The organism is Pseudomonas sp. RC10-4-2 (assembly GCF_050433085.1).
GTDB lineage: Bacteria > Pseudomonadota > Gammaproteobacteria > Pseudomonadales > Pseudomonadaceae > Pseudomonas > Pseudomonas aeruginosa.
This window is the reverse complement of sequence record NZ_JBNPXX010000003.1, coordinates 217,799-241,078: the sequence shown is the minus strand read 5'-3', so window position 1 is coordinate 241,078 and position 23,280 is coordinate 217,799. Positions and strand designations below refer to the sequence as shown.

General features: G+C 68.7%; 21 protein-coding genes. 9 read left to right on the top strand and 12 right to left on the bottom strand.

Annotation, left to right across the window (positions count from 1 at the left end; translation table 11 throughout):
* Positions 1-3 precede the first annotated feature (3 nt).
* The 8 genes from FHW81_RS16630 to FHW81_RS16595 all read right to left on the bottom strand — a co-directional run bounded on the left by FHW81_RS16630 (position 4) and on the right by FHW81_RS16595 (position 10,399).
* Positions 4-1,023 carry a TauD/TfdA family dioxygenase gene (locus FHW81_RS16630; protein ID WP_003113096.1) on the bottom strand — a complete coding sequence of 340 codons (1,020 nt, stop codon included), beginning with the start codon at positions 1,021-1,023 and terminating at the stop codon, positions 4-6.
* Positions 1,020-2,108 carry a TauD/TfdA family dioxygenase gene (locus FHW81_RS16625; protein ID WP_003115897.1) on the bottom strand — a complete coding sequence of 363 codons (1,089 nt, stop codon included), beginning with the start codon at positions 2,106-2,108 and terminating at the stop codon, positions 1,020-1,022. The genes FHW81_RS16630 and FHW81_RS16625 overlap by 4 nt, the downstream gene beginning before the upstream one ends.
* A gap of 29 nt (positions 2,109-2,137) precedes the next feature.
* Positions 2,138-5,818 (bottom strand): non-ribosomal peptide synthetase, encoded by a 3,681-nt coding sequence (locus tag FHW81_RS16620; protein ID WP_171893972.1) that lies wholly within the window; start codon positions 5,816-5,818, stop codon positions 2,138-2,140.
* A 164-nt stretch (positions 5,819-5,982) separates the two neighbouring features.
* Positions 5,983-6,600: a LysE family translocator gene (locus FHW81_RS16615; protein ID WP_003113093.1), complete on the bottom strand. Its 618-nt coding sequence runs from the start codon at positions 6,598-6,600 to the stop codon at positions 5,983-5,985.
* A 109-nt stretch (positions 6,601-6,709) separates the two neighbouring features.
* Positions 6,710-7,576: an ABC transporter permease gene (locus FHW81_RS16610; RefSeq protein WP_003117834.1), complete on the bottom strand. Its 867-nt coding sequence runs from the start codon at positions 7,574-7,576 to the stop codon at positions 6,710-6,712.
* Between the two features lie 16 nt (positions 7,577-7,592).
* The gene (locus FHW81_RS16605) at positions 7,593-8,441 is read right to left on the bottom strand and encodes an ABC transporter ATP-binding protein (protein ID WP_003113091.1); all 849 of its coding nucleotides are present in this window, start codon (positions 8,439-8,441) and stop codon (positions 7,593-7,595) included.
* A 7-nt stretch (positions 8,442-8,448) separates the two neighbouring features.
* The gene (locus tag FHW81_RS16600) at positions 8,449-9,471 is read right to left on the bottom strand and encodes an ABC transporter substrate-binding protein (protein WP_003089389.1); all 1,023 of its coding nucleotides are present in this window, start codon (positions 9,469-9,471) and stop codon (positions 8,449-8,451) included.
* A 40-nt stretch (positions 9,472-9,511) separates the two neighbouring features.
* Entirely contained in the window at positions 9,512-10,399 is an 888-nt protein-coding gene (locus FHW81_RS16595; protein ID WP_003113090.1) for a TauD/TfdA dioxygenase family protein, read from the bottom strand.
* Positions 10,400-10,688: 289 nt separating this feature from the next.
* Between FHW81_RS16595 and FHW81_RS16590 the strand changes: the two genes are divergently transcribed.
* Positions 10,689-10,847: a hypothetical protein gene (locus FHW81_RS16590; RefSeq protein ID WP_003089396.1), complete on the top strand. Its 159-nt coding sequence runs from the start codon at positions 10,689-10,691 to the stop codon at positions 10,845-10,847.
* A 54-nt stretch (positions 10,848-10,901) separates the two neighbouring features.
* Entirely contained in the window at positions 10,902-11,483 is a 582-nt protein-coding gene (locus FHW81_RS16585) for a helix-turn-helix domain-containing protein (protein ID WP_078451761.1), read from the top strand.
* Between the two features lie 76 nt (positions 11,484-11,559).
* Here the strand turns inward: FHW81_RS16585 and FHW81_RS16580 are convergent, their stop codons facing one another.
* From FHW81_RS16580 to FHW81_RS16570, 3 genes are all read right to left on the bottom strand, one after another.
* Positions 11,560-12,063, bottom strand: coding sequence for a hypothetical protein (locus FHW81_RS16580; protein ID WP_003113089.1), 504 nt, complete (start codon positions 12,061-12,063; stop codon positions 11,560-11,562).
* 298 nt (positions 12,064-12,361) lie between these two features.
* On the bottom strand, positions 12,362-13,615 hold the full coding sequence (locus FHW81_RS16575; RefSeq protein WP_023128094.1) for an MFS transporter: 1,254 nt from the start codon (positions 13,613-13,615) through the stop codon (positions 12,362-12,364).
* Positions 13,615-14,790: a serine hydrolase domain-containing protein gene (locus FHW81_RS16570; protein ID WP_023128095.1), complete on the bottom strand. Its 1,176-nt coding sequence runs from the start codon at positions 14,788-14,790 to the stop codon at positions 13,615-13,617. The genes FHW81_RS16575 and FHW81_RS16570 overlap by 1 nt, the downstream gene beginning before the upstream one ends.
* 117 nt (positions 14,791-14,907) lie before the next feature.
* Here FHW81_RS16570 and FHW81_RS16565 point away from each other — a divergent pair, with 117 nt between their 5' ends.
* The 3 genes from FHW81_RS16565 (at position 14,908) to FHW81_RS16555 (ending at position 17,601) form a co-directional block, all read left to right on the top strand.
* Complete coding sequence (locus FHW81_RS16565; protein WP_023128096.1) at positions 14,908-15,801, top strand: LysR family transcriptional regulator; 894 nt, start codon at positions 14,908-14,910, stop codon at positions 15,799-15,801.
* Positions 15,802-15,904: 103 nt separating this feature from the next.
* Positions 15,905-17,203 (top strand): NAD(P)/FAD-dependent oxidoreductase, encoded by a 1,299-nt coding sequence (locus tag FHW81_RS16560; protein ID WP_003089406.1) that lies wholly within the window; start codon positions 15,905-15,907, stop codon positions 17,201-17,203.
* A gap of 32 nt (positions 17,204-17,235) precedes the next feature.
* Positions 17,236-17,601: a cupin domain-containing protein gene (locus FHW81_RS16555; protein ID WP_003089408.1), complete on the top strand. Its 366-nt coding sequence runs from the start codon at positions 17,236-17,238 to the stop codon at positions 17,599-17,601.
* A gap of 484 nt (positions 17,602-18,085) precedes the next feature.
* Here the strand turns inward: FHW81_RS16555 and gntR are convergent, their stop codons facing one another.
* Complete coding sequence (gene gntR / locus FHW81_RS16550; RefSeq protein WP_003107131.1) at positions 18,086-19,117, bottom strand: LacI family DNA-binding transcriptional regulator GntR; 1,032 nt, start codon at positions 19,115-19,117, stop codon at positions 18,086-18,088.
* Between the two features lie 194 nt (positions 19,118-19,311).
* Here gntR and FHW81_RS16545 point away from each other — a divergent pair, with 194 nt between their 5' ends.
* The 4 genes from FHW81_RS16545 (at position 19,312) to FHW81_RS16530 (ending at position 23,239) form a co-directional block, all read left to right on the top strand.
* The gene (locus FHW81_RS16545; protein WP_031684610.1) at positions 19,312-19,833 is read left to right on the top strand and encodes a gluconokinase, GntK/IdnK-type; all 522 of its coding nucleotides are present in this window, start codon (positions 19,312-19,314) and stop codon (positions 19,831-19,833) included.
* Between the two features lie 96 nt (positions 19,834-19,929).
* Positions 19,930-21,282, top strand: coding sequence for a GntP family permease (locus tag FHW81_RS16540; RefSeq protein ID WP_003107128.1), 1,353 nt, complete (start codon positions 19,930-19,932; stop codon positions 21,280-21,282).
* Between the two features lie 25 nt (positions 21,283-21,307).
* Positions 21,308-21,451: a hypothetical protein gene (locus tag FHW81_RS16535; RefSeq protein ID WP_003089416.1), complete on the top strand. Its 144-nt coding sequence runs from the start codon at positions 21,308-21,310 to the stop codon at positions 21,449-21,451.
* A gap of 162 nt (positions 21,452-21,613) precedes the next feature.
* Complete coding sequence (locus tag FHW81_RS16530; protein ID WP_003117844.1) at positions 21,614-23,239, top strand: NADP-dependent glyceraldehyde-3-phosphate dehydrogenase; 1,626 nt, start codon at positions 21,614-21,616, stop codon at positions 23,237-23,239.
* Positions 23,240-23,280: the final 41 nt, after the last annotated feature.

Sequence of the window (23,280 nt, the reverse complement as noted above, 5' to 3'; positions counted from 1 at the left end):
GGTTCAGGGTTGGTGGACATGCAGGTCGGTCATCGCCACCAGCACCTTGCGCTCGCCGGTGTACGGCTCGCGGCCGTGGACGCTGATGAAGTTGTCGAGCATCAGGACATCGCCGCGCTCCCAGGCGAACGCGCGGGTTTCCTCGCGGTAGGCGGCGCGGATGGTGTCCAGCACCTCCGCCTCGATCGGGCTGCCGTCGCCGTAGTAGGCGTTGCGCGGCAGGCCCTGTTCGCCGACCTCGTCGAGCAAGGCCCGGGCCAGGGCCGGCGGCATGTTGGAGACATGGAACATGTGCGCGTGGTTGAACCACAGCGTCTCGCCGCTGAGCGGGTGGCGCACCATCGCCTGGCGTACCTGGCGGGTATTCAGGCGCTGGTCGTCGAGCCAGGTCCATTGGGTACCGGTCTGCCGGCAGTAGGCCTCGACCTCGGCGCGACTGTCGGTCTGGAAGCCTTCCTGCCAGGTCAGGTCGATCTCCGGCCCGTAGTTGCGCACGTAGCACACCCCATGGCGGAGGAAGCGCTGCCTGATCGCCTCGGGTATCCGAGCGCTGACCCGGCGCTCGTCGGCCAGGGGCGTGCGGCCCTGGGTGGCGGGCGGTGTCTGGCAGTAGAAGTGGATATAGCTCGGCCAGTTGTGCGAGTAGGACATCTCGTGGTGCGGCGGAATCCAGCCGTCCGGCGAGAACTCGGTGGAGGTGAACACCCGGTGCGCCACTTCCTGGCGTGCCGCCGCGCGCTCCAGGTAGTCGAGCATGTTCGGCGAAAAGCTTTGTACCGCCTGGGAGAAGCCCTCCGCTCCGTCTACCGCGAAGCCACGAAACAGGATGCCGCCATGCCGCAGCAGGCTGTCGCGCAGCCCTGCGCCGGCGGCGGCGATCCATTGCCGCAGGTCCATGCCCGGCTGGCGCGCGCGGACGATGCGCAGGTAGTCGTTGGCCGGGTCGAGCAGGCTTTCCTCCACCAGGTCGCCGGCCGAGAGCTGCCGGGGGCGCAGGCGCGGCGCGCTGAACGAGGCGCTCATGCGGCACCTCCGAGCGCCAGGCGCGGAGGTGTCGGCGGGACGTCGGCGGGCGCCAGGCTGGAATACGGCGTGGACATGATGGTGAGGATCCGTCGCGGCCCGCGGAACGGCTCGCGGCCGTGCTGGGCGAGCATGTTGTCGAGGATCAGCACGTCGCCCACGCGCCAGTCGAAGCGCCGCGTCTCGCGGTCTATGGCGCTGCGGATGGTCGCCAGGGTCTGCGCCTCGATCGGGCTGCCATCGCCGTAGTAGGTCTGGTACGGCAGGTCTTCCTCGGCGACGCTGCGCAGCAGCGCATCGCGCAGGCCCGGCTCGAGACTGGTGGCATGGAAGAACATGCCGTGGTTGAACCACAGGCGCTCGCCGGTATACGGGTGGCGTTGGAACGCCGCGCGCCTCTGCCAGGTGCGCAGGTGCTCGTCGCCGATCCAGGCATGGGCGATCCGGTGCTCAGCGCAGAACGCCTCGACCTCGGCGCGGCTGTCGGTCTGGAACGCTTCGCGCCAGGACAGGCCAAGGCCGGCGCGGTAGTTGCGCACGTAGAGGATGCCCAGGCGCCCGAAGCGTTCCAGCAATTCGTCCGGCAGGTGGCGGAGCACCAGCCGGTTGGCCGCCACCGGGGTGGCGCCGCCCTCGAGCGGCGCGACCTGGCAATGGAACATGATGTACAGCGGCCAGTCGGCGGTATAGGACTGCTCGTTATGCAGGAAGATCGGCTGGTCCACCGGATGCTCGGTGGAGGTGTAGACCTCGCCGCTGACCTGGCTACGCGGCGAGGAACGCTCCTTGTAGTCGAGCAGTTGCGGGGCGAAGGCAGCGGCGGCTGCGCGGAAGCGCTCTGCCGAGTCGACCTCGAAGCCTCTCAGCAACAGGCCGCCAGCCAGGTTCAGGTCGTCGTGCAGGGACTGGCCCTGCTCGCGAATCCAGTCGGCCAGGGACAGGCCGGGAGCCTGTGCCTCGATCAGCAGCGGCAGGCCGTCGCGCTCCGCCGCCGGGCGCCGCACCAGCGCCTCGCTGCTGCGCGGGCTGAGATTGCGCGGCCGGGCGAAGCCGCGACCGGTGAGACTGGGAGCTGTTCGTTCCATCGCTGTTCTCCGTGGGAGGCTCGGGGTCGTCAGGAAGCGTTGCAGCCCTCCGGCGACATGCGTTTCGAGATAGGTTCGCCGGCATTCGCCAGCAGGCGCCGCTCCCAGGCCTGGTGCAGGCGCTCGATGCGGTGCAGGTCGAAGATCGCGCTGACCCCGGTCCAGACGGCCAGCCAACCCTGCGGCTGGTCTTCCAGCCACAGCGTCAGGTCCAGGCGCGCGCCAGGCACCGGGATGAAGTCGGCTTCGACGCGCACCCCGGCATCCACCGCCGGGGCCGCCCGACCGTTGTGCGCGCCGCAGGCGATGCGGATCGGCAGGCCGCTGGCGCCGCGCTGGCGCAGGGCCTGGGTCACGCATTCGAGGGGCACGTCCTGGTGTTCGAGCAGTTCCAGCAGATCATGGCCGACCTGGCGCAGGCGCCACTCCACGGACTGCTCCGGACGCAGGCCGACCGCCAGCGGCAGGAGGTTGACGAAGCAGCCGACCAGCCCCTGCATTTCCAGGCGCGAACGCCCGGCCAGGGCCACGCCGACGAGCAGGTCGTCGACGCCCAGTTCGGCGCCGAGCACTTCGGCGAAGGCCTGTAGCGCAGCACTGAACGGGCTTACCGAGGTGCGTTCGGCCAGCGCCCGGCAGGCGGCATGGACGGCGACGGAAACCGGCAGGGCGAGGCGTTGGCCGGCGCGCCCGCCGCTCTCCTCCGGGCGCGCCGGCGCGGCGCCGGGAGCCTTCGCCAGCGGCAACAAACGCTCAGCCCAGCGCTCGGCGACACGGTCCAGGCGTCCCGAGGCCAACGCCGCGCGCTCGCGGGCGGCAACCTGTTCCGGCGTGCTGGCGAGCACGCCCAGGCGACCGCCATCGAGCAGTGTCTTCAGTTCCGCGGCAAAGACCGCCAGCGACACATCGTCGAAGGCGTAGTGATGGACGCTGAGCAGGAGATCGGCGCGCGCGCTGTCGCGGGTGACGACCAGCAGCAGGCGTGCCGGCGCCTCGTGGGCGAGGTCGAAGACTCGCGCGCCCTCACGGCGCACGCCATCCTCCAGCAACCGCTCGGCGTGGACGGCGTCGCTCGCCAGCAGGCGTTGCAGGGGCACCGCATGCGCCGCCAGCGCATGCGGCTGCGGCCCGTCGACGCCCGTTTCGACACGCCGGCGCAGCGCCACATGCCGTTCCAGCAACTGGCGCAAGGCCTGTTCGATGGCGTCGGCCGTGGCGCCGACTATGCGCAGGTGGGCCAGCAGGTTGTAGGAGGTGTCCTCCGGCGCCAGTTGCTGGGCCACCCACAGGCGCCGTTCGGCGAGGCTCAGCCCGGCGGCGCCGGCGCTCGGCTCCGGCTCGTCGCCCTCGGGCGCGGCCTGGCGCAGCAGTTCCAGCAGGGCCTCGGGGGTCGCCGGGCCACCGGCGAACGCCTGCAACGGTACGCGTCGGGACAGTCGCTGGCGCAGCGTCGCGAGCAGGTGCACCGCCCGCAGGGAATCGCCGCCGGCGGCGTAGAAGCCCTGTCCGGCGCGCGGCGGCGCACCAAGCTGCGCCTGCCAGGCCTGGTGTAGCGCCTGCTCCAGCGGATCGCTGGGCAGCGCCTGGGGCTCGGCGCCGGTCGCCTGGGGACGCGGCAGGGCCTTGCGGTCGATCTTGCCGTTGAGCGTCTTGGGCAGCTCCGCCAGGACCACGAACGCCGACGGCAACATGTAGTGCGGCAGACTTTGCCCAAGGTGCTCGTGCAGCGCCTGGAGCGGCGGGGCGAACGGCGCCGCCAGGTAGCCGACCAGCCGACGCAGGCCGGCGCTGTCCTCGGTGAGCATGGCGCAGGCTTCGCTCACCCCGGGAAAACTCGCCAGGCACGAGGCGATCTCGCCCAGCTCGATGCGGAAGCCGTTGAACTTGACCTGGTCGTCGAGCCGGCCGAGGTGTTCCAGCACGCCGTCCTCGCGCATGCGTACGCGGTCGCCGGTGCGATAGCGGCGCTCGCCGCTGCCCGGATCGACGCGGAAACGCTCGGCGGTCTGCTCCGGCTTGCCGAAATAGCCACGCGCCAGGCCGATGCCGCCGAGGTACAGTTCCCCGGCCACGCCCAGCGGCAGCGGCGCCTCGAAGCCGTCGAGCACCTCCACCGTGGTGCCGGGCAGCGGTCGGCCGATGGGCGGCTCGTCGAGCGCTTCGGCGTGCAGGTCCAGTTCGTGCACCGTCGAATAGGTGGTGTCCTCGGTCGGCCCGTAGAGATTGACCAGGCGCCGTACCTGGGGTTGGCCACGAATCTGTCGCACCAGGTGGCCGCGCAGCGGTTCGCCGGCCAGGTTCAGCGTGCGCACCCCGCCCGGCAGGTCGCCGAGGGCGAGCAGCGCGGCGCACACCGAGGGCACGGTATTGAGCAGGCTGATCTCGTCGCGGCGCGGGTAGTCCGGCAGGCTGAACAGGTTTTCCACCAGGTGCAGCGTGCCGCCTTCGGCCAGGGTGCCGAACAGCTCGTAGACCGACAGGTCGAAGCACACCGAGGTCGCCGCCAGTACCCCGCTCCATTCTTCGGCGGCATAGTGCTGGCCGGCCCAGCGCAGGAAGGCATGGGCGCTGCCGTGCTCGATGGCGACGCCCTTGGGGCGTCCGGTGGATCCGGAGGTATAGATGATGTAGGCGAGGTGGTCGGCGCCGACCTCGCTCGCGGGCAGCGCCAGGTCGTTCGCCTGGTCGCCGCCCTCCTCCAGCGTCAGGCATGGCCGGCCCAGCGCGGCGACCCGCTCGCGGGTGCTCGCGTCGACCAGCACCAGCAGGCAGTCGGCGTCGTCGAGCATGTAGGCCACCCGCTCCTCCGGATAGGCCGGGTCCAGCGGGACGTAGCAACCGCCGGCGCGGAGCACGCCAAGCAGGCCGACCAGCAGGCCGCTGTCGCGCCGCAGGCAGACCCCGACCCGCTGCTCCGGAGCCACCCCGGCGGCGCGCAGGCGCACGGCGAGCGCGGCGCTTTCGCGCTCCAGCTCGGCATAGCTGAGGCTACGGTCGGCGGCGTGCACGGCGATGCGCTGCGGTGTGCGCCGCGCCTGGGCCTCGAACAGATGGTGGAGTACGCCGCGCGACGGGGCGGCCTGGGGCTCGCTGCGCAGGGCCTGCAAACGGCGCTCTTCGTCGGCGTCCAGCCAGGGCAGCCGGCCGACGCAGGCCTGGGCGTCGACCAGGCCGCGCGCCAGGCGCGCGAGATGGCCGGCGATACGCCGCAATTCGTCGTACTGGGGATCGCGCAGAGCCAGGCCGACGCTGCCGTCCGCCGCCAGCACCAGGGCCAGCCAGCCGGGGCTGCTCGCCGTCGGCCGCGCCGCCAGCACCTGGACCGCGCAGCGCCCGGCCAGGGCGGCGCGCTCCTGGCCGTCGGCGGATAGCTGCCGCCGGGCGTCATCGAGTTCTTCCGCCAGCCGCGCGCTACGTTCGGCGGACGACTCCATCGCCCGGTAGGAGGAACGCAGCAGCGCGGGCGCCTGCCGCCCGCGAACCGTGATCGGCTCGGGAAAGCCCAGGGTGATCTCTTCGTTGCCGTAGCGTCCCAGCAGTACCAGGAACGCCGCCAGCCAGTGCGCCGCCGGGAACGCTTCCGCGGCCGCCTCCGGCTCGAACCATTGCCAGGCGCAATGCGGGTCGCGCAAGGCGATTCGTCCCGGCAACTCCAGCCCCAGCGGGGCGCCTTGCAGGTAGCGCCGCTCCTGCGCAACCTCCGGGCGCACTGCGCGTCCCGCGGTCAGCGCCTTGCCCGACGAAAAGCTGCGTAACGGTAAGCCATGTCGCTCCTGCATCGCTCTCCCCCTTCCGAGGCTGGGCACCGAGCGAAAAACTCTTCACGAAATGGCGACGAGTTACGAGCTAATACAATTGATAGGTTGGTGACAGGTCAGGCCGAATGGCTTTCCGCGAGGATCGGGTACAGCGACGCGACCAACAGCAGCGCCATCCCTACGTTGAACACCCTCAGCCAGCGCGGATCGCGCAGCACGTTGCGCAGCATGCTGCCGAAACCGGCCCAGATTCCGATGGTCGGCGCGTTGATCAGGGCAAATACCGTCGAGATCACCACCACGTTGGTGAAGTAGCCCTGCAACGGCGTATAGGTGCTTATGGCGCCGACCGCCATCACCCAGGCCTTCGGGTTGACCCACTGGAACGCCGCCGCGCCCCAGTAGCTCAACGGCTTGCCACGTCCCTCCGGGTCGTTGCCGGCCGGGCCGGACGTGGCGATCTTCCAGGCCAGGTACAGCAGGTACGCCGCGCCGACGTAGCGCAGGATGGTGTACAGCACCGGATAGGCCTCGAACACCGTGCCCAGGCCGAAGCCCACCGCCATCACCATGATGAAGAAGCCGCAACTGATCCCGAGGATGTGCGGGATGGAGCGGACGAAACCGAAGTTGACCCCCGAGGCCAGCAACATGGTGTTGTTCGGACCGGGCGTGACGGAGGTGACGAAGGCGAACAGGGAGAACGCCAGCAGCAGATCCACGGAGAGCGACATTCGTTCCATCCTTTGAAGTGGGTGCGGGCAAGACGTTACTCCGCTTTGCCGCCGCGCCAGCGCAACAGTTGCCGAGAAAGTTGCCGTAACACTCCACCCGTCCGCCGCCCTAGCGTTGCACTCCCCAGCGCTTCACCGTGAGGCGCTCGATGCTGCCGAAAACCAGGTTCTCCACCAGCAGGCCGATCAGCACCACCACGGCCAGGCCGGCGAATACCTTGTCGGTGTACAGCTCGTTGCGGTTCTGGAAAATGTACCAGCCGAGCCCGCCCTTGCCGCTGCTCGCGCCGAACACCAGTTCCGCGGCGATCAGCGTGCGCCAGGCGAAGGCCCAGCCGATCTTCAGCCCGGCGAGAATCGACGGCAGCGCCGCCGGCACCAGGATCAGCAGGACGAAGCGCAGGCCACGCAGGCCGTAGTTGCGCCCTGCCATGCGCAGGGTCTCCGAGACACCGAGGAAACCGGCATAGGTGTTCAGCGCCAGCGCCCAGAGCACCGAATGCACCAGCACGAAGATCAGGCTGTTCTGGCCCAGGCCGAACCAGAGCAGCGCCAGCGGCAGCAGCGCGATCGCCGGCAGCGGGTTGAACATCGCCGTGAGGGTCCCGAGCAGGTCGCGGCCCAACTGCGTGGAGACCGCCAGGCTGGTCAGAACGAAGGCCAGGACGATCCCCAGCAGGTAGCCCTTGAACAGCACCAGCAGGGAGATCCCCGCCTTGGCCGGCAGTTCGCCGCTGGCCAGGCCCTCGCCGAGGGCCCTGGCCGTCTGCAGGAAGCCTGGCAGCAGCAGGTCGTTGCCCTGGACCCGCGCCGCCAGCTCCCAGGCCAGCGCCAGCAGCGCCAGGATCAGCCCCTTGCGCAGCCAGCCCTGTTGCCAGAGACGCTGGCTCAGGGGCAGGCGCCGCTCCAGGGAGACCTCCAGCAGGGGTTCGAGCTGGACTTCGTATTCTTCGCGAACGCGCGTGACTCGACTCATCGATCGATTCCTCTGCTCAATGGGCCAGCCGGATATCGGCGAAGTCGAGGGTCGCGGCCGCCGTCGGTTCGCCGCCCTCGTCGAACAGCAAGCGGTGGATGCGTCGCGCCGCGGCTTGCAGCGGCTCGCCGCCAAGGCTGTGCAGCCCGAACGGGTGGCCGTGCACTTCGGCCCGGACCCGCCCCGGGTGCGGCGAGAGCAGCAGGATGCGGTTGCCCACCACCAACGCCTCCTCGATGGAGTGGGTGACGAACAGCAGGGTGAAACGCACCTCTTCCCACAGGCGCAGCAGTTCTTCCTGCATCTTTCGCCGGGTCAGCGCGTCCAGCGCGGCGAACGGCTCGTCCATCAGCAGGATCTTCGGCTGCATCGCCAGCGCCCGGGCGATCGCCACCCGCGCCTTCATGCCCCCGGACAGCGTGTGCGGGTAGGCCTCGGCGAAGCCCGCCAGGCCGACCTTCTCGAGGCATTCGTCGGCGCGTCGCTCGGCCTCGTCGCGCGTCACCTGGCCGGACACCCGCAAGGGGAACAGCACGTTCTGCCGTACGGTCTTCCATGGCGGCAACTGGTCGAACTCCTGGAACACCACGATACGGTCGGGGCCGGGCGCCCTGACCGCCTGTCCCTGAAGGCGGATCTCGCCCTCGCTGGGCGTGATGAAGCCGGCCACCGCCTTGAGCAGGGTCGACTTGCCGCAACCGGACGGGCCGAGCAGGACGAAGCGATCGGCCGGGTCGACTTCGAAGCTAACCCGCTGGGTGGCCCGCACCACGCGCGAGCGGGTGCGGTATTCGAGGCTGACTCCGTCCACCGCCAGCAGGGCGTCGGCGGGGAGCGTGGAAGGTTGGCGGGAGGCGGCGTTCATCGGCGTCTCAACTCCCCTGCAACGGCGCGCCGTCCTGGAAGAAATAGTCCTGCCAGGAGGCCGGCTTGTTGCGGATCGCACCGACCCGGTAGAGAAACTCCGCCAGCGGATAGGTGTTCTTCGGCGTGACGCTGAACTCCACCTGCGGATTGGCGATGATCTTCAGCAGCGCGGCTCGGTCGATCTTCGCCCCGGTCACCCGGATATAGGTATCGGCGGCGGCCGCCTTGTCGTTCTGGGCGAAGGCCGCCGCTTCCTTCAGCGCCTCGACGAAGGCCCGGTAGGTCTTCGGGTTGTCCTGGCGGAACTTCTCCGTGGCGAACAGCACGGTCGGCGAATTCGGCCCCAGCAGCTCGTAGCTGTCGAGCACCACGTGGACCTTCGGGTTGGCCAGCGCCTGGTCCTGGAACGGCGGGTTGGAGAAATGCCCGGTCAGCTCGGTGCCGCCGGCCACCAGCGCGGCGGTGGCGTCCGGATGCGGCAGCGCCACGGTGTACTTGTCGAGGCGGTCGAACTGCTTGTCGCCCCACTGCTTAGCCGCGGCGTACTGGAGGAAGCGCGACTGCACCGAAACCCCCACCGCCGGCACGGCGATGCGATCCCCGGCGCCGAAGTCGGCGATGCTCCTGACCCGCGGGTCGTTGCTCAGCAGGTAGTAGGGGAAGTTGCCCAGCGAAGCCACCGCCTTGACGTTCTGGCGCCCGCGGGTACGGTCCCAGATGGTCAGCAGCGGACCGACGCCGGCACCGGCGATATCGATCGCCCCGGACAGCAGCGCATCGTTGACCGCCGCGCCGCCGGACAGTTGGGTCCAGTCGACCTTGATTTGCAGGCCCTCGGCCTGGCCGTGCTTTTCGATCAGGCGCTGGTCGCGGACCACGTTGAGCAGCAGGTAGACGATGCCGAACTGCTCGGCGATGCGGATCTCGCCCTCGGCCTGCGCCGGCCGGCTGGCCAGCAGCGTGGTGGCGAGGCTCAGACCCAGGCCGAGCGCGGCGACCAGGCGGGTGAATCGGGGAATGCGGTTCATGGAAACGCTCCTGGCGAAAAGGGGGAAGCGCGTGCCGTCGTCAGAACGGCGCGTCGCCTTGGATGGTGGTGCGGTAGAGCTTGCGCCGCAGGTGTGCCGGGCAACCGCCGGCGAGATGGATCAGCGAGCGGTTGTCCCAGAACACCAGGTCATGCGCCTGCCAGCGATGCCGGTAGATGTGCTCGGGGCGCACGCTGTGCGCATACAGCTCGGCGAGCAGTTGGGCGCTCTCGTCAGCCGGCAGGCCGACGATGCGGGTGGTGAAACCTTCGCTGACGAACAGCGCCTTGCGCCCGCTTTCCGGGTGGGTGCGCACGATCGGATGGACCACTTCGCGCACCTCGGCGAGCTGGGCAGCGCTCAGGGTCGGCCGCCAGTTGCCCTCGAAGCGCGGTTCGCTGTAGCGGGCGGTATAGGAATGCGCCGCCGTGCGTCCCTCGATGGCCTTGCGCAGGGCTTCCGGCAGGCTGTCCCAGGCCTTGTGCATGTCGGCGAACAGAGTATCGCCGCCCTCCTCCGGCAGCTCCTGGGCATGCAGCATCGAGCCGAGGCTCGGCAGCTCCTTATAGGAAAGGTCGGAGTGCCAGAACTTGCCGGCATCGCCGAGACCGATGGGCTGGCCGTTCTCGACGATGTTGGAAACGATGAGGATCTCCGGATGCCCTGGGAGCAGGAACTGCTTCAGCACATGGATCTGCAACTCACCGAAGCGCCGGCTGAAGGCGATCTGCTGCGCCGGGGTGATGCGCTGCTCGCGGAACACCAGCACATGGTGGTCCAGGTGCGCCCGGTGGATACGGCGGAAGTCCTCGGCGGCCAGGGGCAACCCGAGGTCGAGGCCGAGCACCTCGGCGCCGAATGCGGCATCGAGGGCACGGATCTGCAAAGGAACGTCGGCGCGCGCTGGCGCCGGAAGGGAAACGGACATCGCTGACTCCCACGCAAGCCCGGACACGCCAGGCACGAGATACCGCGCAAGGCGGCATGGATTCGGTGCGGCGCGCCGATTGGTCGGCAGGTACGCGAGAGCCTTTAATTTATTGGAATAAGAAAATTAATTTAAATATCTTTAAAGAATATAAATATGCTGCTCCGTACGGTTCGGCGTTCCTTGTAAGCACAAAAGTGAATTAATAAATAAAAACTTAGTATTTATGGCTCTAAGCGGCGAAGGGATAGTCTGGCAGCCATCGAACCCGCCGCCCGAGGAATGCCTCATGGACCGCACCGACAACGTCATCGATTTCGCCCGCTACCGCTCGCGCCGCCAGGCACGCCGCCTGGGCGAAATGATGTGGGCGGTGTACGCCTGGCGGGCCGGCTACGCCGTGCCGCAACCGCCAGCCAGGCACGACGAGCGCAGCCGCCGGGCCTGACCGATGAACCTGCCCGCCAGCGATGGCGTTGCCCACCTGGAACTGGCCGCCGGCGTGCATACCGAACCCGATGATCTGATTGGCCAGCGCGTCGCCCACAACCTGCTGCGCCTGCGCGGCAAGCGCAATCTCTCGCTGGACGCCCTGGCGCGGATTTCCGGTGTCAGCCGGGCGATGCTGGCGCAGATCGAGTCCGGGCGCAGCGTGCCGTCGATCAAGGTGCTGTGCAAGATCGCCCAGGGTCTCAAGGTGTCGGTGGCAGCCTTCCTCGACGATCGCGCCTTCGCCGGTGTCGCCGTGCTGCCGGCGCAACAGAGCAAGCGCCTGGTCAGCGCCGACGGCGCCTTCACCAGCCGCGCGCTGTTCCCCTTCGATGTGGCGCGCCAGGTGGAGTTCTACGAACTGCGCCTGCGCGGCCTCGGCCAGGAAGACGCCGAAGCCCACGCCCCCGGCACCCAGGAGAACCTGGTGGTGGCGCAGGGGGTACTGGAAGTGCGGGTCAACGAGGAGCGCTTCCTGCTCGCCACCGGCGACTCGATCCTGTTCTACGCCGACCAGCCGCACGGCTACCGCAACCCCGCCGATAGCGAAGCCCTGGCGTACCTGGTGATGACCTACCCGGAGCGCCTGGACTGACCCCCGGCCTTGCTGCCATGGACGAAGAAAGGCCCGCCCGGTCATCCCGGGCGGGCCTTTTCCATCCGGCGACGGATCAGCAGGTGCAGCACATCATCGGCATGCCGTTGCAACTCATCATCATCGGCATGCCGCACTCCATCATCTTCGCCATCAGCATGCAGCAGTTCTTGAACATCTCCATGTCCATGCCCTGCATCGGCATCATCCTGCAGTGCATGGCGTCGCCCTGCATGGAGCACTCCATCATGCACTTCATCGGAGCCATGCCCATCATCGGCATGCCCATCCCCATGCCCATCGTCGGCATCATCGCCATGCAGGCCTGGGACATGCCCATCATCGCCAGGTTGCCGCACTGCATCATCATGGGCATGCCGCAGTTCATCATCATCGCCATCATCTCGGCGCTGTTGCGGAACTGGCCCATGTCCATGCCCATCGCCGGCATCATCTTGCACAGCATGCCGTCGTCCATCGTTTCGCACTGCATGGTCGCCATCATCATCGGCATGCCCATCATGGGCATCATCGGCATGGCGGCATTCATGTTCATCGGCATCTGCATGGCGTTCATCATGGCGGTAACTCCTGTAGGCGAAGCGGGGGTAAGTGCGACTGGGGCCGATTCTAGGCAGCGCCGGCGCACCGGCAAGATGCCGGTGCAACAGCCGCGCCGGGCGCTGCATGGCGGCTACCGGCGAGGCAGCGAAGGCGTTCGGCGCAATGACAGCGGATTCCGCTGCATGACGGAGGAGCGCATCGTCGCGACAGGTATTTCGACGCGATGGATATTCGAATCGGGCCTATCCAAATAACCCAAGTGAATAAACGTTCTAAGACCCGTCGCGTTTTTTGCCTCGCCCGGCGGCGCCCCTCTATTCCGCCGCTTTCCGGCGTTCGGACGATGCCCTGGGGAAACCGCGCGGGCCGACGCGGAACGCGTGCGCGGCATTGCCCCAGGCCAGCGCCGCGGCCAGGCCGATCAGCGGCAGCAGGGTCCAGGGCAGCATCTCGCTGCCCCAGCGCTGCAACACCATGCCGCCCAACGCTCCGCCGCCGGCGATGGCCAGGTTCCAGGCCACCACGATCATCGACTGGGCCAGGTCGGCGCCCTCCCCGGCGGCGTCCGCCGAAGCAGTCTGCAGCAGCGTCGCCGCGCCACCGAACGTCAGCCCCCAGAGGGCCAGGCCGGCGAACGCCAGCCAGCTCCAGCGAGCGCCCAGGCACAGCGCCAGCGCCGCCACGGCGAACAGCGCCAGGCTGGCCAGGACCATCCGCCGCAGGTGCCGGTCGACCAGCACGCCGACCAGCCAGATTCCCGCCACCGCGGCGCTGCCGAATACCAGCAGGGCCAGGTCCACCGAGGCGCCCAGGCCGACCTTGGCGAGGAACGGCGCGATATAGGTGTAGAGGATGTTGTGCGCCAGCACCCAGGCGACGATCACCAGCAATACCGGACGCACGCCCGGCGTGCGCAGCACCCCGAGCAGACGCAGGCGCCGCCCGGCCGGCTGGCCAGGGAAGTCCGGCACGCTGCGCAGCACCCAGCCGACCAGCAGCAGCGCGGTCAGCGACAACAGGCCGAAGGCCCAGCGCCAGCCGAGCAGGCCGCCCAGCCAGGTGCCCAGCGGAACGCCGAGCGACAGCGCCAGCGGCGCACCGAGCATGGCCACCGCCAACGCCCGCCCCTGCTGCTCCGGCGGCACCAGGCGCCGCGCGTAGCCGGCCAGCAGGCCCCAGGCGAGGCCGGCGGCGACGCCGCTGCCGAAGCGCGCCAGCAGGGTCAGGCGGTAATCCGAGGAAACGGCGGTTAGGCTGTTGCAGACGAAGAAGATCAGCAGCGCCAGCAGCAGCACCCGGCGCCGCCGCCAGCCCTGGGTCAGGCTCGCCGCCGGCAGCGCGGCCAGTAGCGAACCCAAGGCGTAGACGCTGACCAGTTGCCCGGCCAGCGCCTCGCTGACCGCCAGCCCCGCGCCGATTTGCGGCAGCAGGCCGGCCGGCAGGGTTTCGCTGAGAATGGCGACGAAGCCGGACATCGCCATCGCCAGCAACGCGCTCAGCGGCAGCCGCGGCGCCACGGCCGACGCAGCGGCCCCGGCGTTCTCCGGAAATGCTTCGCGGCGTCCCATCAGCGCAGCTCCGCGGAACGGTAGACGGCGTCGCGCAGGTCGTTGACGAAGCGTCCCGACATGCCCTCGAACAGGGTGTTGGTGAGCGCCACCACCGACAGTTCGCGGGCCCGGTCGACGAACCAGGAATGCCCGTAGGCGCCGCCCCAGCGCCAGGTGCCGGGAGACTCCGGCGATTGCGCGATGGCCGGGTCACGCAGCACGGAGAAGCCCAGGCCGAAGCCGAAACCGGGATTGGCCGGCAGTTCCAGGCCGGGTACCTGGTCGCGGCCCATTTCCTCCACCAGGCCAGGCGTCAGCAACGGCGCGCCGCCCTGGCGAAGGACCTCCAGAAGGCGCAGCACGTCGCCGGCGCTGCCGATCATCCCCGCCCCGCCAGACGCATAGGCAGACGGCTCGAAGGCCCGACGCGGCTCGAAGCGAATGCCGACGCAGTCCTCGAACGGCGTGACGGTCTCCCGCTCGGCCATCCGCCGCGGGCGTGGCCGGTCGCTGACGTAGACCGCCGCCAGGCGTTGCGCGTCGGCGCAGAGGAAGCCGCTGTCGCGCATGCCGGCCGGAATCCCGACCCGCTGCCGCAGCGCTTCCGCCAGCGGCCGCCCGTCGACCCGCGCCACCAGCGCGCCGAGCACGTCGGTGGCCAGCGAATAGCCCCAGGCGCGGCCGGGCTCGTAGAGCAAGGGCACGGAGGCCAGGCGACGGAGATTCTCGGCCAGGTCGAAGCCCGGCAGGTCCATGCCGTCGGAAATCCCGGCGCGGGCATAGGGGCCGTCTGCCTCGGCTTCGAGGAAGCGATAACCGAGGCCGGCGCTGTGGCTCAGCAACTGCCGCGGCGTGATGCGCGCCTCGCGGCCGTCGGCCAGGCGCGGACGGAACGCCGGCAACCAGTCGGCGATCGGCTCATCGAGGGCCAGCCGGCCCTCGTCCACCAGGCTCAGGGCGGCGACGCTGACGATCGGCTTGCTCACCGAGGCCAGGCGGAACAGGCTGTCCTCGCCCATTGTCCGGCCGGCCTCGCGGTCGGCCAGGCCGGCAGCCCGTCGATAGAGCCACTGCCCCCGGTGCGCCACCAGTACCACCGCTCCCACCAGGCGCTGGTCGGCGAATGCCGCCTCGATCGCCTGATCGACATGTTCCGCCAGGCTGCGCCCTGGCCCTCGTTCGAAACCTGACATGCAGGACTCTCCGCGGACGATGAAGGATGCGGACAGGCTAAGAGCGCTGCAAAAGCGGAAAAAGACGGATAGAGTTCCGCTCTATCCGGACCATCATGTCCGTAATCGGAGCCTTGCATGGACAGCCTCAGCGGTTTCACCGTCTTCGTCCGCGTCGCCGAGACCCGCAGCATCGTCGGCGCCGCCCGGACCCTCGGCGTCAGCGCCTCGGCGGTGGGCAAGCGGGTCGCCCGCCTGGAAGAGAAGCTCGGCGTGCGCCTGTTCCACCGCAGCACCCGCAGCATCACCCTGACCGCCGAAGGCAGCCTGTTCCTCGAGCGCAGCCGGCGCATCCTGGCCGAGATCGAAGCCACCGAGCTGGAGCTGTCGCAAAGCCGCGAGACCCCGCGCGGGCGCCTGCGGGTCAGCCTGCCGCTGGTCAGCGGGCTGGTCCTGCCGGCGCTCGCCGATTTCATGCAGGCCTATCCGGACATCGAGCTAGACCTCGACTTCAGCGATCGCGTGGTGGATGTCGTCGACGAAGGCTTCGACGTGGTCCTGCGCACCGGCCAGCCGGTGGATTCGCGGCTGTCCATGCGCGAACTGGGTGAGTTCCAGCTGAAGCTGGTCGGCTCGCCGGCCTACTTCGCCCGCCACGGCACGCCGCGCTGCCCGGAAGACCTGCTGCGGCACACCTGCCTGCACTACCGCTTCCCCAATACCGGCCGCCTCGAGGAATGGCCGCTGCACCGCGCGGACGGCGAAGCCCCGCCGCAGATCCCGGTGTCGATGGTCTGCAACAACATCGAGACCCGCGTCTGCTTCGCCCTGCGCGACCAGGGCATCGCCTGCCTGCCGGACTTCTCGATCCGCGAGGCGCTGCGCGAAGGGCGCCTGGTCAGCGTCCTCGACACCTTCTGCGAGCGCCGCGCGCGGTTCTTCCTGCTCTGGCCGTCCGGCCGCCAGGTCTCGCCCAAGCTGCGCGCCTTCATCGACTTCGTCGCGCCACGGGTGATCGCCACGCTGGGCTGAAGCGCGCCTGGCAGGGCCGGTCAAGCCGGCGGCAGACAGGAACAAGACCGCGGCGGCCACGGAGCGTCTAATAGGTACATCCACCCCTTGCCAGGCCGCATCCATGATCAACATCGAGACGCCGACCTACTACACGGCGACCAAGAAGTACGAATTGTCCTTCCCCTCCCTGGAAACCGACCTGGACGCCGACGTGGTGGTGATCGGCGGCGGCTTCTCCGGGATCAACACCGCGCTTGAGCTGGCCGAGCACGGCATCACCGACATCGTCGTGCTGGAGGCCCGCCACCTCGGCTTCGGCGGTACCGGGCGCAACGGCGGGCAGATCATGGCCGGCATCGGCCACGACCTGGAGAAGATCCGCAAGGACGTCGGCGAGGACGGCCTGCGGGCGATCTTCGAGATCAGCGACCTCGGCGCCGACATCATCAAGGGCCGTATCGAGAAGTACGCCATCGACGCCGACTTCTGCCATGGCTACGGCTACATGGGCTTCAACGCACGCCAGGCGAAGACCCTGCAGGCCTGGGAAAAGGAATTCCGGTCGCTCGGCTCGCCCCATGAGATCCGTTACCTGCACGGTGCCGAGGTGCGCCAGATCATCGGCTCGGACGCCTACGGCAGTGCCCTGCTGCACATGGGCGGCGGCCATGTGCACTCGCTCAACCTGCTGCTCGGCGAAGCCAAGGCACTGGCCGGCCTCGGCGCACGGATATTCGAATACAGCCCGGCGCTGGAGGTGCAATACGGCGAGCGCATCCGCGTGCGCACGGCCAAGGGCTCGGTCACCGCGAACAAGCTGCTCTGGGCCTGCGACAGCTTCCTCAACCGGCTCGAACCCGAGCTGCACCGCACCACCATCAATACCTACGCGTTCCAGATGATGACCGAGCCGCTGCCGGACGAACTGATCCAGCGGATCAGCCCGATCCGCGGCGCCTACAGCGACATCCGCCCGGTCATCGACTACTACCGGGTGACCAACGAGAACCGCCTGCTGTTCGGCGCCGCCACACCCTTCGTCGAACGCATCCCCGGCGACCTCAAGGCCTGGAACCGCAAGCTGATGCTGAAGATCTTCCCCTACCTGGAGCACGTCCGCATCGACCTCGCCTGGGGTGGGCCGATGGCTTGCAGCGCCAACCTGTTCCCGCAGATCGGCAGCCTCTCGGGGCGGCCCAACGCGTTCTTCGTCCAGGGTTATTCCGGGTTCGGCGTGACCCCCAGCCACATCGTCTGCAAGGTCCTCGCCGAAGGCATGAGCGAAGGCTCGGCGCGCTACGACCTGCTCAGCTCGGTGCGCCGCATCCCGATCCACGGCAAGGACCACTTCCGCCCGCTGCTGCTCAGCGCAGGCAAGACCTGGCACCAGCTCTCCGGCTACTGGAATGGCCGGCGCTGAAACCTACCGATCACTCTACAAGGAGCATTCCCATGGCCATTACCGTTATCCGCCACGGCATCACCCTCGACGAACTGGACGCCTGGGGCAGCGTCGCCGACCTCGGCTCGGAGATCCTCGAAGGCGAGGTGAAAGCCTTCGGCAAGATGACCGCAGGAGCCCCCACCGACCCGGTCAGCGCCGCCTACTTCGGCACCACCGCCGGCAAGTTCCGCATGACCTATCCGTTCAGCGAACAGGCCACGGTGGTCAGCGGCGAGGTCCGCCTCACCGACGAGTCCACCGGCCAGAGCACGCTCTACAAGGCCGGCGACAGCTGGTTCGTCAGCAAGGGCACCCCGGTGCTCTGGGAGGTTGCCGACGGCGGCTTCGTCAAGCATTACTACGCGGTGGCTTGAGACACCGGCGTAACGGCGAGCCATTACGCCCGGAGGCGCTGCCAGCCCTCGACACGCCCCCGTAGGGCGAATAACCGCTCGCGGTTATCCGCCGTGAAACCCGGCGTAACGGCGGATAGCGCCTGCGGCGCTATTCGCCCTACCCGGCAAGCCGTTACGCCCGGAGGCGCAACCCAGCCCTCGACACGCCCCCGTAGGGCGAATAACCGCTCGCGGTTATCCGCCGTGAAATCCGGCGTAACGGCGGATAGCGCCCGCGGCGCTATTCGCCCTACCCGGCGAGCCGTTCCGCCCGGCGGCGCTGCCCAACCCTCGACACGCCCCCGTAGGGCGAATAACCGCTCGCGGTTATCCGCCGTGAAACCCGGCGTAACGGCGGATAGCGCTTGCGGCGCTATCCGCCCTACCTGGCAAGCCGTTACGCCCGGCGGCGCTGCCCAGCCCTCGACATGTCCCTGAACGGCCGCACCGTCGGGCCGCGGGTTCAGGTGCTCTCCCGCGCCATCAGCTCGAACCCCATGTCCAGCGCGCTATCGCGCACCTCCTTGCCGGCGATCAGCGCCAGCAACTGCTCCGCCGCGCGCCGGCCGATGGCTTCGCGCGGGGTGCGGATGCTGCTCAGGCGCGGGACCGTGCAGTCCGAACCCGGCAGGTCGTTGAAACCGAGCACGGCGATCTGTTCCGGCACCTTGACCCCACGGCGCAGGGCCTCCAGCAGCGCGCCCTGGGCCAGGTCGTCGTTGCAGAAGAACACCCCGTCGACCTGCGGCTGGCTGGCCAGCAACTGCACGAAGAGTTCGCCGCCGAGGGCCACCGAGGACGGCCGCGGCGTAAGGATTTCCAGCCCCGGGTCGTAGCAGCCGGCCTTTTGCAAGGCGCGGCGGAACCCCTCGCCGCGCAGCAGGGTGCGCTGGTCGAGCTGGGCGCCGATGTAAGCCAGGCGCCTGCGGCCGCGTGCCAGCAGGTGCTCGGCGGCGGCCTCGCCGGCGCGCAACTGGGAGAAGCCGACGCAATTGAGCCCGGAGCCGGAGTCCAGGTCCATCATGTACACGCAGGGAATGCCGCTGGCCTCGATCATCCGCCGGGCGCTCTCGGTGCGCTCGAAGCCGGTCAGCAGCAGGCCGCGCGGCTGGTAGGCCAGGTAGTTGCGGATCAGGTCCTCTTCCTCGTTGCGCGAGTAGTGGAAGTTGCCGATCAGCACTTCCAGGCCCTGCGGCCGCAGTACCGCGTGGATCGCCTCGAGGGTCTCGATGAACAGCAGGTTGGCCAGCGACGGCACCAGCACCGCCACGCTGTGGCTTTGCGCCGAGGCCAGCGCGCGCGCCGCGGGGTTGGCCACGTAGCCGAGTTCGCGGGCGGCGTCGCGGACCTTCTGCGCCAGTTCTTCGGCGACGCTGGCGACGCCGCGCAACGCGCGCGACGCGGTGATCGGGCTGACCCCGGCGCGGCGCGCGACTTCGTTGAGGGTGGGACGTCCGGTGGTTCGCGTGTTCTTGTCGTTCTTGGTGATGCTCATCGTGGCCTGCTTGCCAAACAAAATTCCAGGCACTAAGGTAGCGCTGTCTCGCGACCTGGGCAATCGCCTGAGGCGGCCTGTCCGCCACTGCCCGCGCGGGATTCGACAGACCACAACGACAAGAAGGCGGAGCCGGGCTCGCGCGATTTTTTCCAGGTCGCAAAGACAGCGCTGTCTCACGCTTGAGGTGTTCCATGCATCCACCCCTCCAAGCCCTGGTCATCATGGGTGTCGCCGGTTGCGGCAAGTCCAGCGTCAGCCAGGCCCTCTGCCAGCGCAGCGGCGCCCACGGCATCGAAGGCGACAGCTTCCATCCCGCCGCCAACATCCGCAAGATGAGCGCCGGCATCCCCCTCACCGACGACGACCGCGCCGGCTGGCTGGACACCCTCGCCGAGCGGCTGCGCCAGGCGGTGGCCGCCGGCAAGCTGCCGGTACTGACCTGTTCCGCCCTCAAGCGCGCCTACCGCGACCGGTTGCGCCGCGCGGTGCCCGGCCTCGGCATCGTCTACCTGGAACTGACCCCGGCGGTCGCCGCCGAGCGCGTCGCCCAGCGCCCCGGCCACTTCATGCCGGCGACCCTGATCGACAGCCAGTTCGCCGCCCTCGAGCCGCCGCTCGACGAACCCCTGACCCTGCGCCTGGACGCCACCCTGCCGGTGGAATGCCTGGCGCAGGCCGCCCACGCCTGGTGGCTGGAGCACGCCGCCGCCTGAATTCTTTCGCTTGTCCGACAAAGATAGCGCTACCCCGAAAAAGCGCTTCAATGAAACAGCAACTCCGGTAGAACAACGACAAAAGGAGAGCCCTCCATGTTCGGCATGTCACACGATGCCTACCTGCTCCTCGACGCCCTGGTGACCATCATCGGCCTGATCGTGCTGATCACCCGCTTCAAGGTGCATCCCTTCATCGCCCTGATCATCGCCGCCGGCTTCCTCGGCCTGACCTCGGGGATGCCGGTGGAGAAAATCGTCAAATCCTTCCAGGACGGCTTCGGCGGCGTGCTCGGCTTCGTCGGCGTGATCCTCGCCCTGGGCACCATGCTCGGCAAGCTGATGGCCGATTCCGGCGGCGCCGACCAGATCGCCCGCACCCTGATCCGCGCCTTCGGCAAGGAGCGGGTGCACTGGTCGATGATGCTCGCCGCGTTCCTGGTGGGCATCCCGCTGTTCTTCGAGATCGGCTTCATCCTGCTGATCCCGCTGGTGTTCATCGTCGCCCGGCGCAGCGGCGTGTCCCTGATCAAGATCGGCATCCCGTTGCTCGCCGGCCTTTCCGCGGTGCACGGTCTGGTGCCGCCGCATCCCGGCCCGCTGCTGGCGATCGGCGTGTTCGGCGCCGACATCGGCAAGACCATCCTCTACGGCCTGATCGTCGCCCTGCCCACCGCCGCCATCGCCGGCCCGCTGTTCGGCGCGCTGGTCTCGCGCTACATACCCGGCACGCCATCGGCGGAACTGGTCGAGCAGATCGCCCACGAGCCCGAGACCCAGGACCTGCCCAGCTTCGGCGTGACCCTGGCGACCGTGCTGCTGCCGGTGTTCCTGATGCTGCTGAAGACCTTCGCCGACGTCGCCTTCCCCGATGGCCACGCGTTCCGCGCCTGGATGGACATGATCGGCCATCCGATCAGCGCCCTGCTCCTGGCCCTGCTGGTGGCGCTCTATACCTTCGGCTACGCCCGTGGCTTCGACTCGAAGAAGATCCTCAGGCTGCTCGACCAGAGCCTGGCACCGACCGCCGCCATCGTGATGATCATCGGCGCCGGCGGCGGCTTCAAGCAGATGCTGGTGGCCAGCGGGGTCGGCGACGTCATCGGCCATCTCGCGGTGAACGCGCAGATCTCGCCGATCCTGCTGGCCTGGCTGGTGGCCGCGGTGATCCGCATCGCCACCGGCTCGGCCACCGTCGCCACCATCACCGGGGCCGGCATCGTGGTGCCGGTGATCGACCTGATTCCCGGCGTCAACCGCGAGTTGCTGGTGCTCGCCACCGGCGCCGGCTCGCTGATCCTCTCCCATGTCAACGACGCCGGGTTCTGGCTGGTCAAGCAGTACTTCAACATGAGCGTCAGCGAGACCTTCAAGACCTGGACCGCGATGGAGACCATCCTCTCCGTGGTCGGCCTGGTCTTCATCCTGTTGCTGTCGCTGGTGCTCTGAGCACCAGCCCGACCGGAGTTCAGCCATGACCGAACCAATGCAACGCCCCGACCACGAAGCCTCGCGCTGGCCGCGCGACTTCGATATCCGCCAGCGCTATGCCGAGCAGCAGGAACTGCTTGAGCCACCGCCGGCGCGGCCCCGCGAAGAGCCTACCGCCGACGCCTGAAGCCAGCCGGCGCCATGCCTTTGCTCCCGCCCCCACGAAGCGGGAGCAAAGGCTGATTTCCGGCAAGGGCGCGACGGTTTTCCTGCTGAAACGATTTACCTTCGATCCGGACCGCGCTACAACAGTCCCACGCCTTTCATCCACGTCATTCGAGGCCCCGCCATGACCGCCCCGCTCCACCTCGATTCGCTGTTTCCCAGCCTCGACGCCATTCCCGAGCAGTACCGCCCCGACGCCCCCATCGAGCAGCGCGACTACCTGGTCGACGGCCAACTGCGACATTGGGACGGCCCGCTGGCGCCGGTACGCAGCCCGGTATTCCTCGCCGAGGCCGACGGCGAGCGCCAGGTGATCCTCGGCAGCACCCCGCTGCTCGACGCCGACGCCGCGCTCGCCGCGCTCGACGCCGCGGTGCGGGCCTACGACCACGGCCAGGGCCTGTGGCCGAACCTGCGGGTGGCCGAGCGCATCCAGCACGTCGAACGCTTCCTGGCGCGGATGCGCGAGCAACGCGAGGCGGTGGTCAAGCTGCTGATGTGGGAAATCGGCAAGAACCTCAAGGACTCCGAGAAAGAGTTCGACCGCACCTGCGACTACATCGTCGATACCATCGAAGCGCTGAAGGAACTCGACCGCCGCTCCAGCCGTTTCGAACTGGAACAGGGCACCCTCGGCCAGATCCGCCGGGTTCCGCTGGGCGTGGCGCTGTGCATGGGGCCGTACAACTACCCGCTGAACGAAACCTTCACCACCCTGATCCCGGCGCTGATCATGGGCAATACGGTGGTGTTCAAGCCGGCCAAGTTCGGCGTGCTGCTGATCCGCCCGTTGCTGGAAGCCTTCCGCGACAGCTTCCCGCCAGGAGTGATCAACGTCATCTACGGGCGCGGCCGGGAAACCGTGTCGGCGCTGATGGCCAGCGGCAAGGTCGACGTGTTCGCCTTCATCGGCACCCATTCTGGCGCCAGCGACCTGAAGAAGCTGCACCCCCGCCCGCACCGCCTGCGCGCCGCCCTCGGCCTGGACGCGAAGAACCCGGGTATCGTCCTGCCGCAGGTCGACCTGGACAACGCGGTGAACGAGGCGGTCACCGGCGCGCTGTCCTTCAACGGCCAGCGCTGCACCGCGCTGAAGATCCTGTTCGTCCACGAAAGCGTGCTGCGACCGTTCCTCGACAAGTTCAGCGCGCGCCTGGCCAGCCTCAAGCCGGGCATGCCGTGGGAACCGGGAGTGGCGCTGACGCCGCTGCCGGAGCCGGGCAAGGTCGACTATCTCGAAGGCCTGCTGAACGACGCCCTGGCCAAGGGCGCACGAGTGGTCAATGCGGGCGGCGGCGAGCATCGGCAAAGTTTCTTCTACCCCGCTCTGCTGAGTCCGGTGAGCCCGGACATGCGCCTCTACCACGAGGAGCAGTTCGGTCCGCTGGTGCCGGTGGTGCCCTATCGCGAGCTGGACGAGGTGATCGACTACGTCCTGCGCTCCGACTACGGCCAGCAGTTGAGCCTGTTCGGCAACGACCCGGCGCAGATCGGCCGGCTGGTCGACGCCTTCGCCAACCAGGTCGGCAGGATCAACGTCAACGCCCAGTGCCAGCGCGGCCCGGACAGCTACCCGTTCAACGGCCGGAAGAATTCGGCGGAAGGCACCCTGTCGGTCCATGACGCGCTGCGGGTGTTCTCCATCCGCACCCTGGTGGCGACCCGCGACACCGAGGCGAACAAGACCCTGGTCAGCGAGATCATCCGCAACCGCGCGTCGAACTTCCTCACCACCGACTACATCTTCTGAAGCGCCTGTCCCTCTCCCGCCGGGAGAGGGACCTGCCGCCA

What these genes read in the sequence shown, in the direction of transcription:
- FHW81_RS16630 (WP_003113096.1), bottom strand. Translation starts at nt 1,023, where the DNA reads ATGAGCGCCTCGTTCAGCGCGCCGCGCCTGCGCCCCCGGCAGCTCTCG.
- FHW81_RS16625 (WP_003115897.1), bottom strand. Translation starts at nt 2,108, where the DNA reads ATGGAACGAACAGCTCCCAGTCTCACCGGTCGCGGCTTCGCCCGGCCG.
- FHW81_RS16615 (WP_003113093.1), bottom strand. Translation starts at nt 6,600, where the DNA reads ATGTCGCTCTCCGTGGATCTGCTGCTGGCGTTCTCCCTGTTCGCCTTC.
- FHW81_RS16610 (WP_003117834.1), bottom strand. Translation starts at nt 7,576, where the DNA reads ATGAGTCGAGTCACGCGCGTTCGCGAAGAATACGAAGTCCAGCTCGAA.
- FHW81_RS16605 (WP_003113091.1), bottom strand. Translation starts at nt 8,441, where the DNA reads ATGAACGCCGCCTCCCGCCAACCTTCCACGCTCCCCGCCGACGCCCTG.
- FHW81_RS16600 (WP_003089389.1), bottom strand. Translation starts at nt 9,471, where the DNA reads ATGAACCGCATTCCCCGATTCACCCGCCTGGTCGCCGCGCTCGGCCTG.
- FHW81_RS16595 (WP_003113090.1), bottom strand. Translation starts at nt 10,399, where the DNA reads ATGTCCGTTTCCCTTCCGGCGCCAGCGCGCGCCGACGTTCCTTTGCAG.
- FHW81_RS16590 (WP_003089396.1), top strand. Translation starts at nt 10,689, where the DNA reads ATGGACCGCACCGACAACGTCATCGATTTCGCCCGCTACCGCTCGCGC.
- FHW81_RS16580 (WP_003113089.1), bottom strand. Translation starts at nt 12,063, where the DNA reads ATGATGAACGCCATGCAGATGCCGATGAACATGAATGCCGCCATGCCG.
- FHW81_RS16575 (WP_023128094.1), bottom strand. Translation starts at nt 13,615, where the DNA reads ATGGGACGCCGCGAAGCATTTCCGGAGAACGCCGGGGCCGCTGCGTCG.
- FHW81_RS16570 (WP_023128095.1), bottom strand. Translation starts at nt 14,790, where the DNA reads ATGTCAGGTTTCGAACGAGGGCCAGGGCGCAGCCTGGCGGAACATGTC.
- FHW81_RS16565 (WP_023128096.1), top strand. Translation starts at nt 14,908, where the DNA reads ATGGACAGCCTCAGCGGTTTCACCGTCTTCGTCCGCGTCGCCGAGACC.
- FHW81_RS16560 (WP_003089406.1), top strand. Translation starts at nt 15,905, where the DNA reads ATGATCAACATCGAGACGCCGACCTACTACACGGCGACCAAGAAGTAC.
- FHW81_RS16555 (WP_003089408.1), top strand. Translation starts at nt 17,236, where the DNA reads ATGGCCATTACCGTTATCCGCCACGGCATCACCCTCGACGAACTGGAC.
- gntR (WP_003107131.1), bottom strand. Translation starts at nt 19,117, where the DNA reads ATGAGCATCACCAAGAACGACAAGAACACGCGAACCACCGGACGTCCC.
- FHW81_RS16545 (WP_031684610.1), top strand. Translation starts at nt 19,312, where the DNA reads ATGCATCCACCCCTCCAAGCCCTGGTCATCATGGGTGTCGCCGGTTGC.
- FHW81_RS16540 (WP_003107128.1), top strand. Translation starts at nt 19,930, where the DNA reads ATGTTCGGCATGTCACACGATGCCTACCTGCTCCTCGACGCCCTGGTG.
- FHW81_RS16535 (WP_003089416.1), top strand. Translation starts at nt 21,308, where the DNA reads ATGACCGAACCAATGCAACGCCCCGACCACGAAGCCTCGCGCTGGCCG.
- FHW81_RS16530 (WP_003117844.1), top strand. Translation starts at nt 21,614, where the DNA reads ATGACCGCCCCGCTCCACCTCGATTCGCTGTTTCCCAGCCTCGACGCC.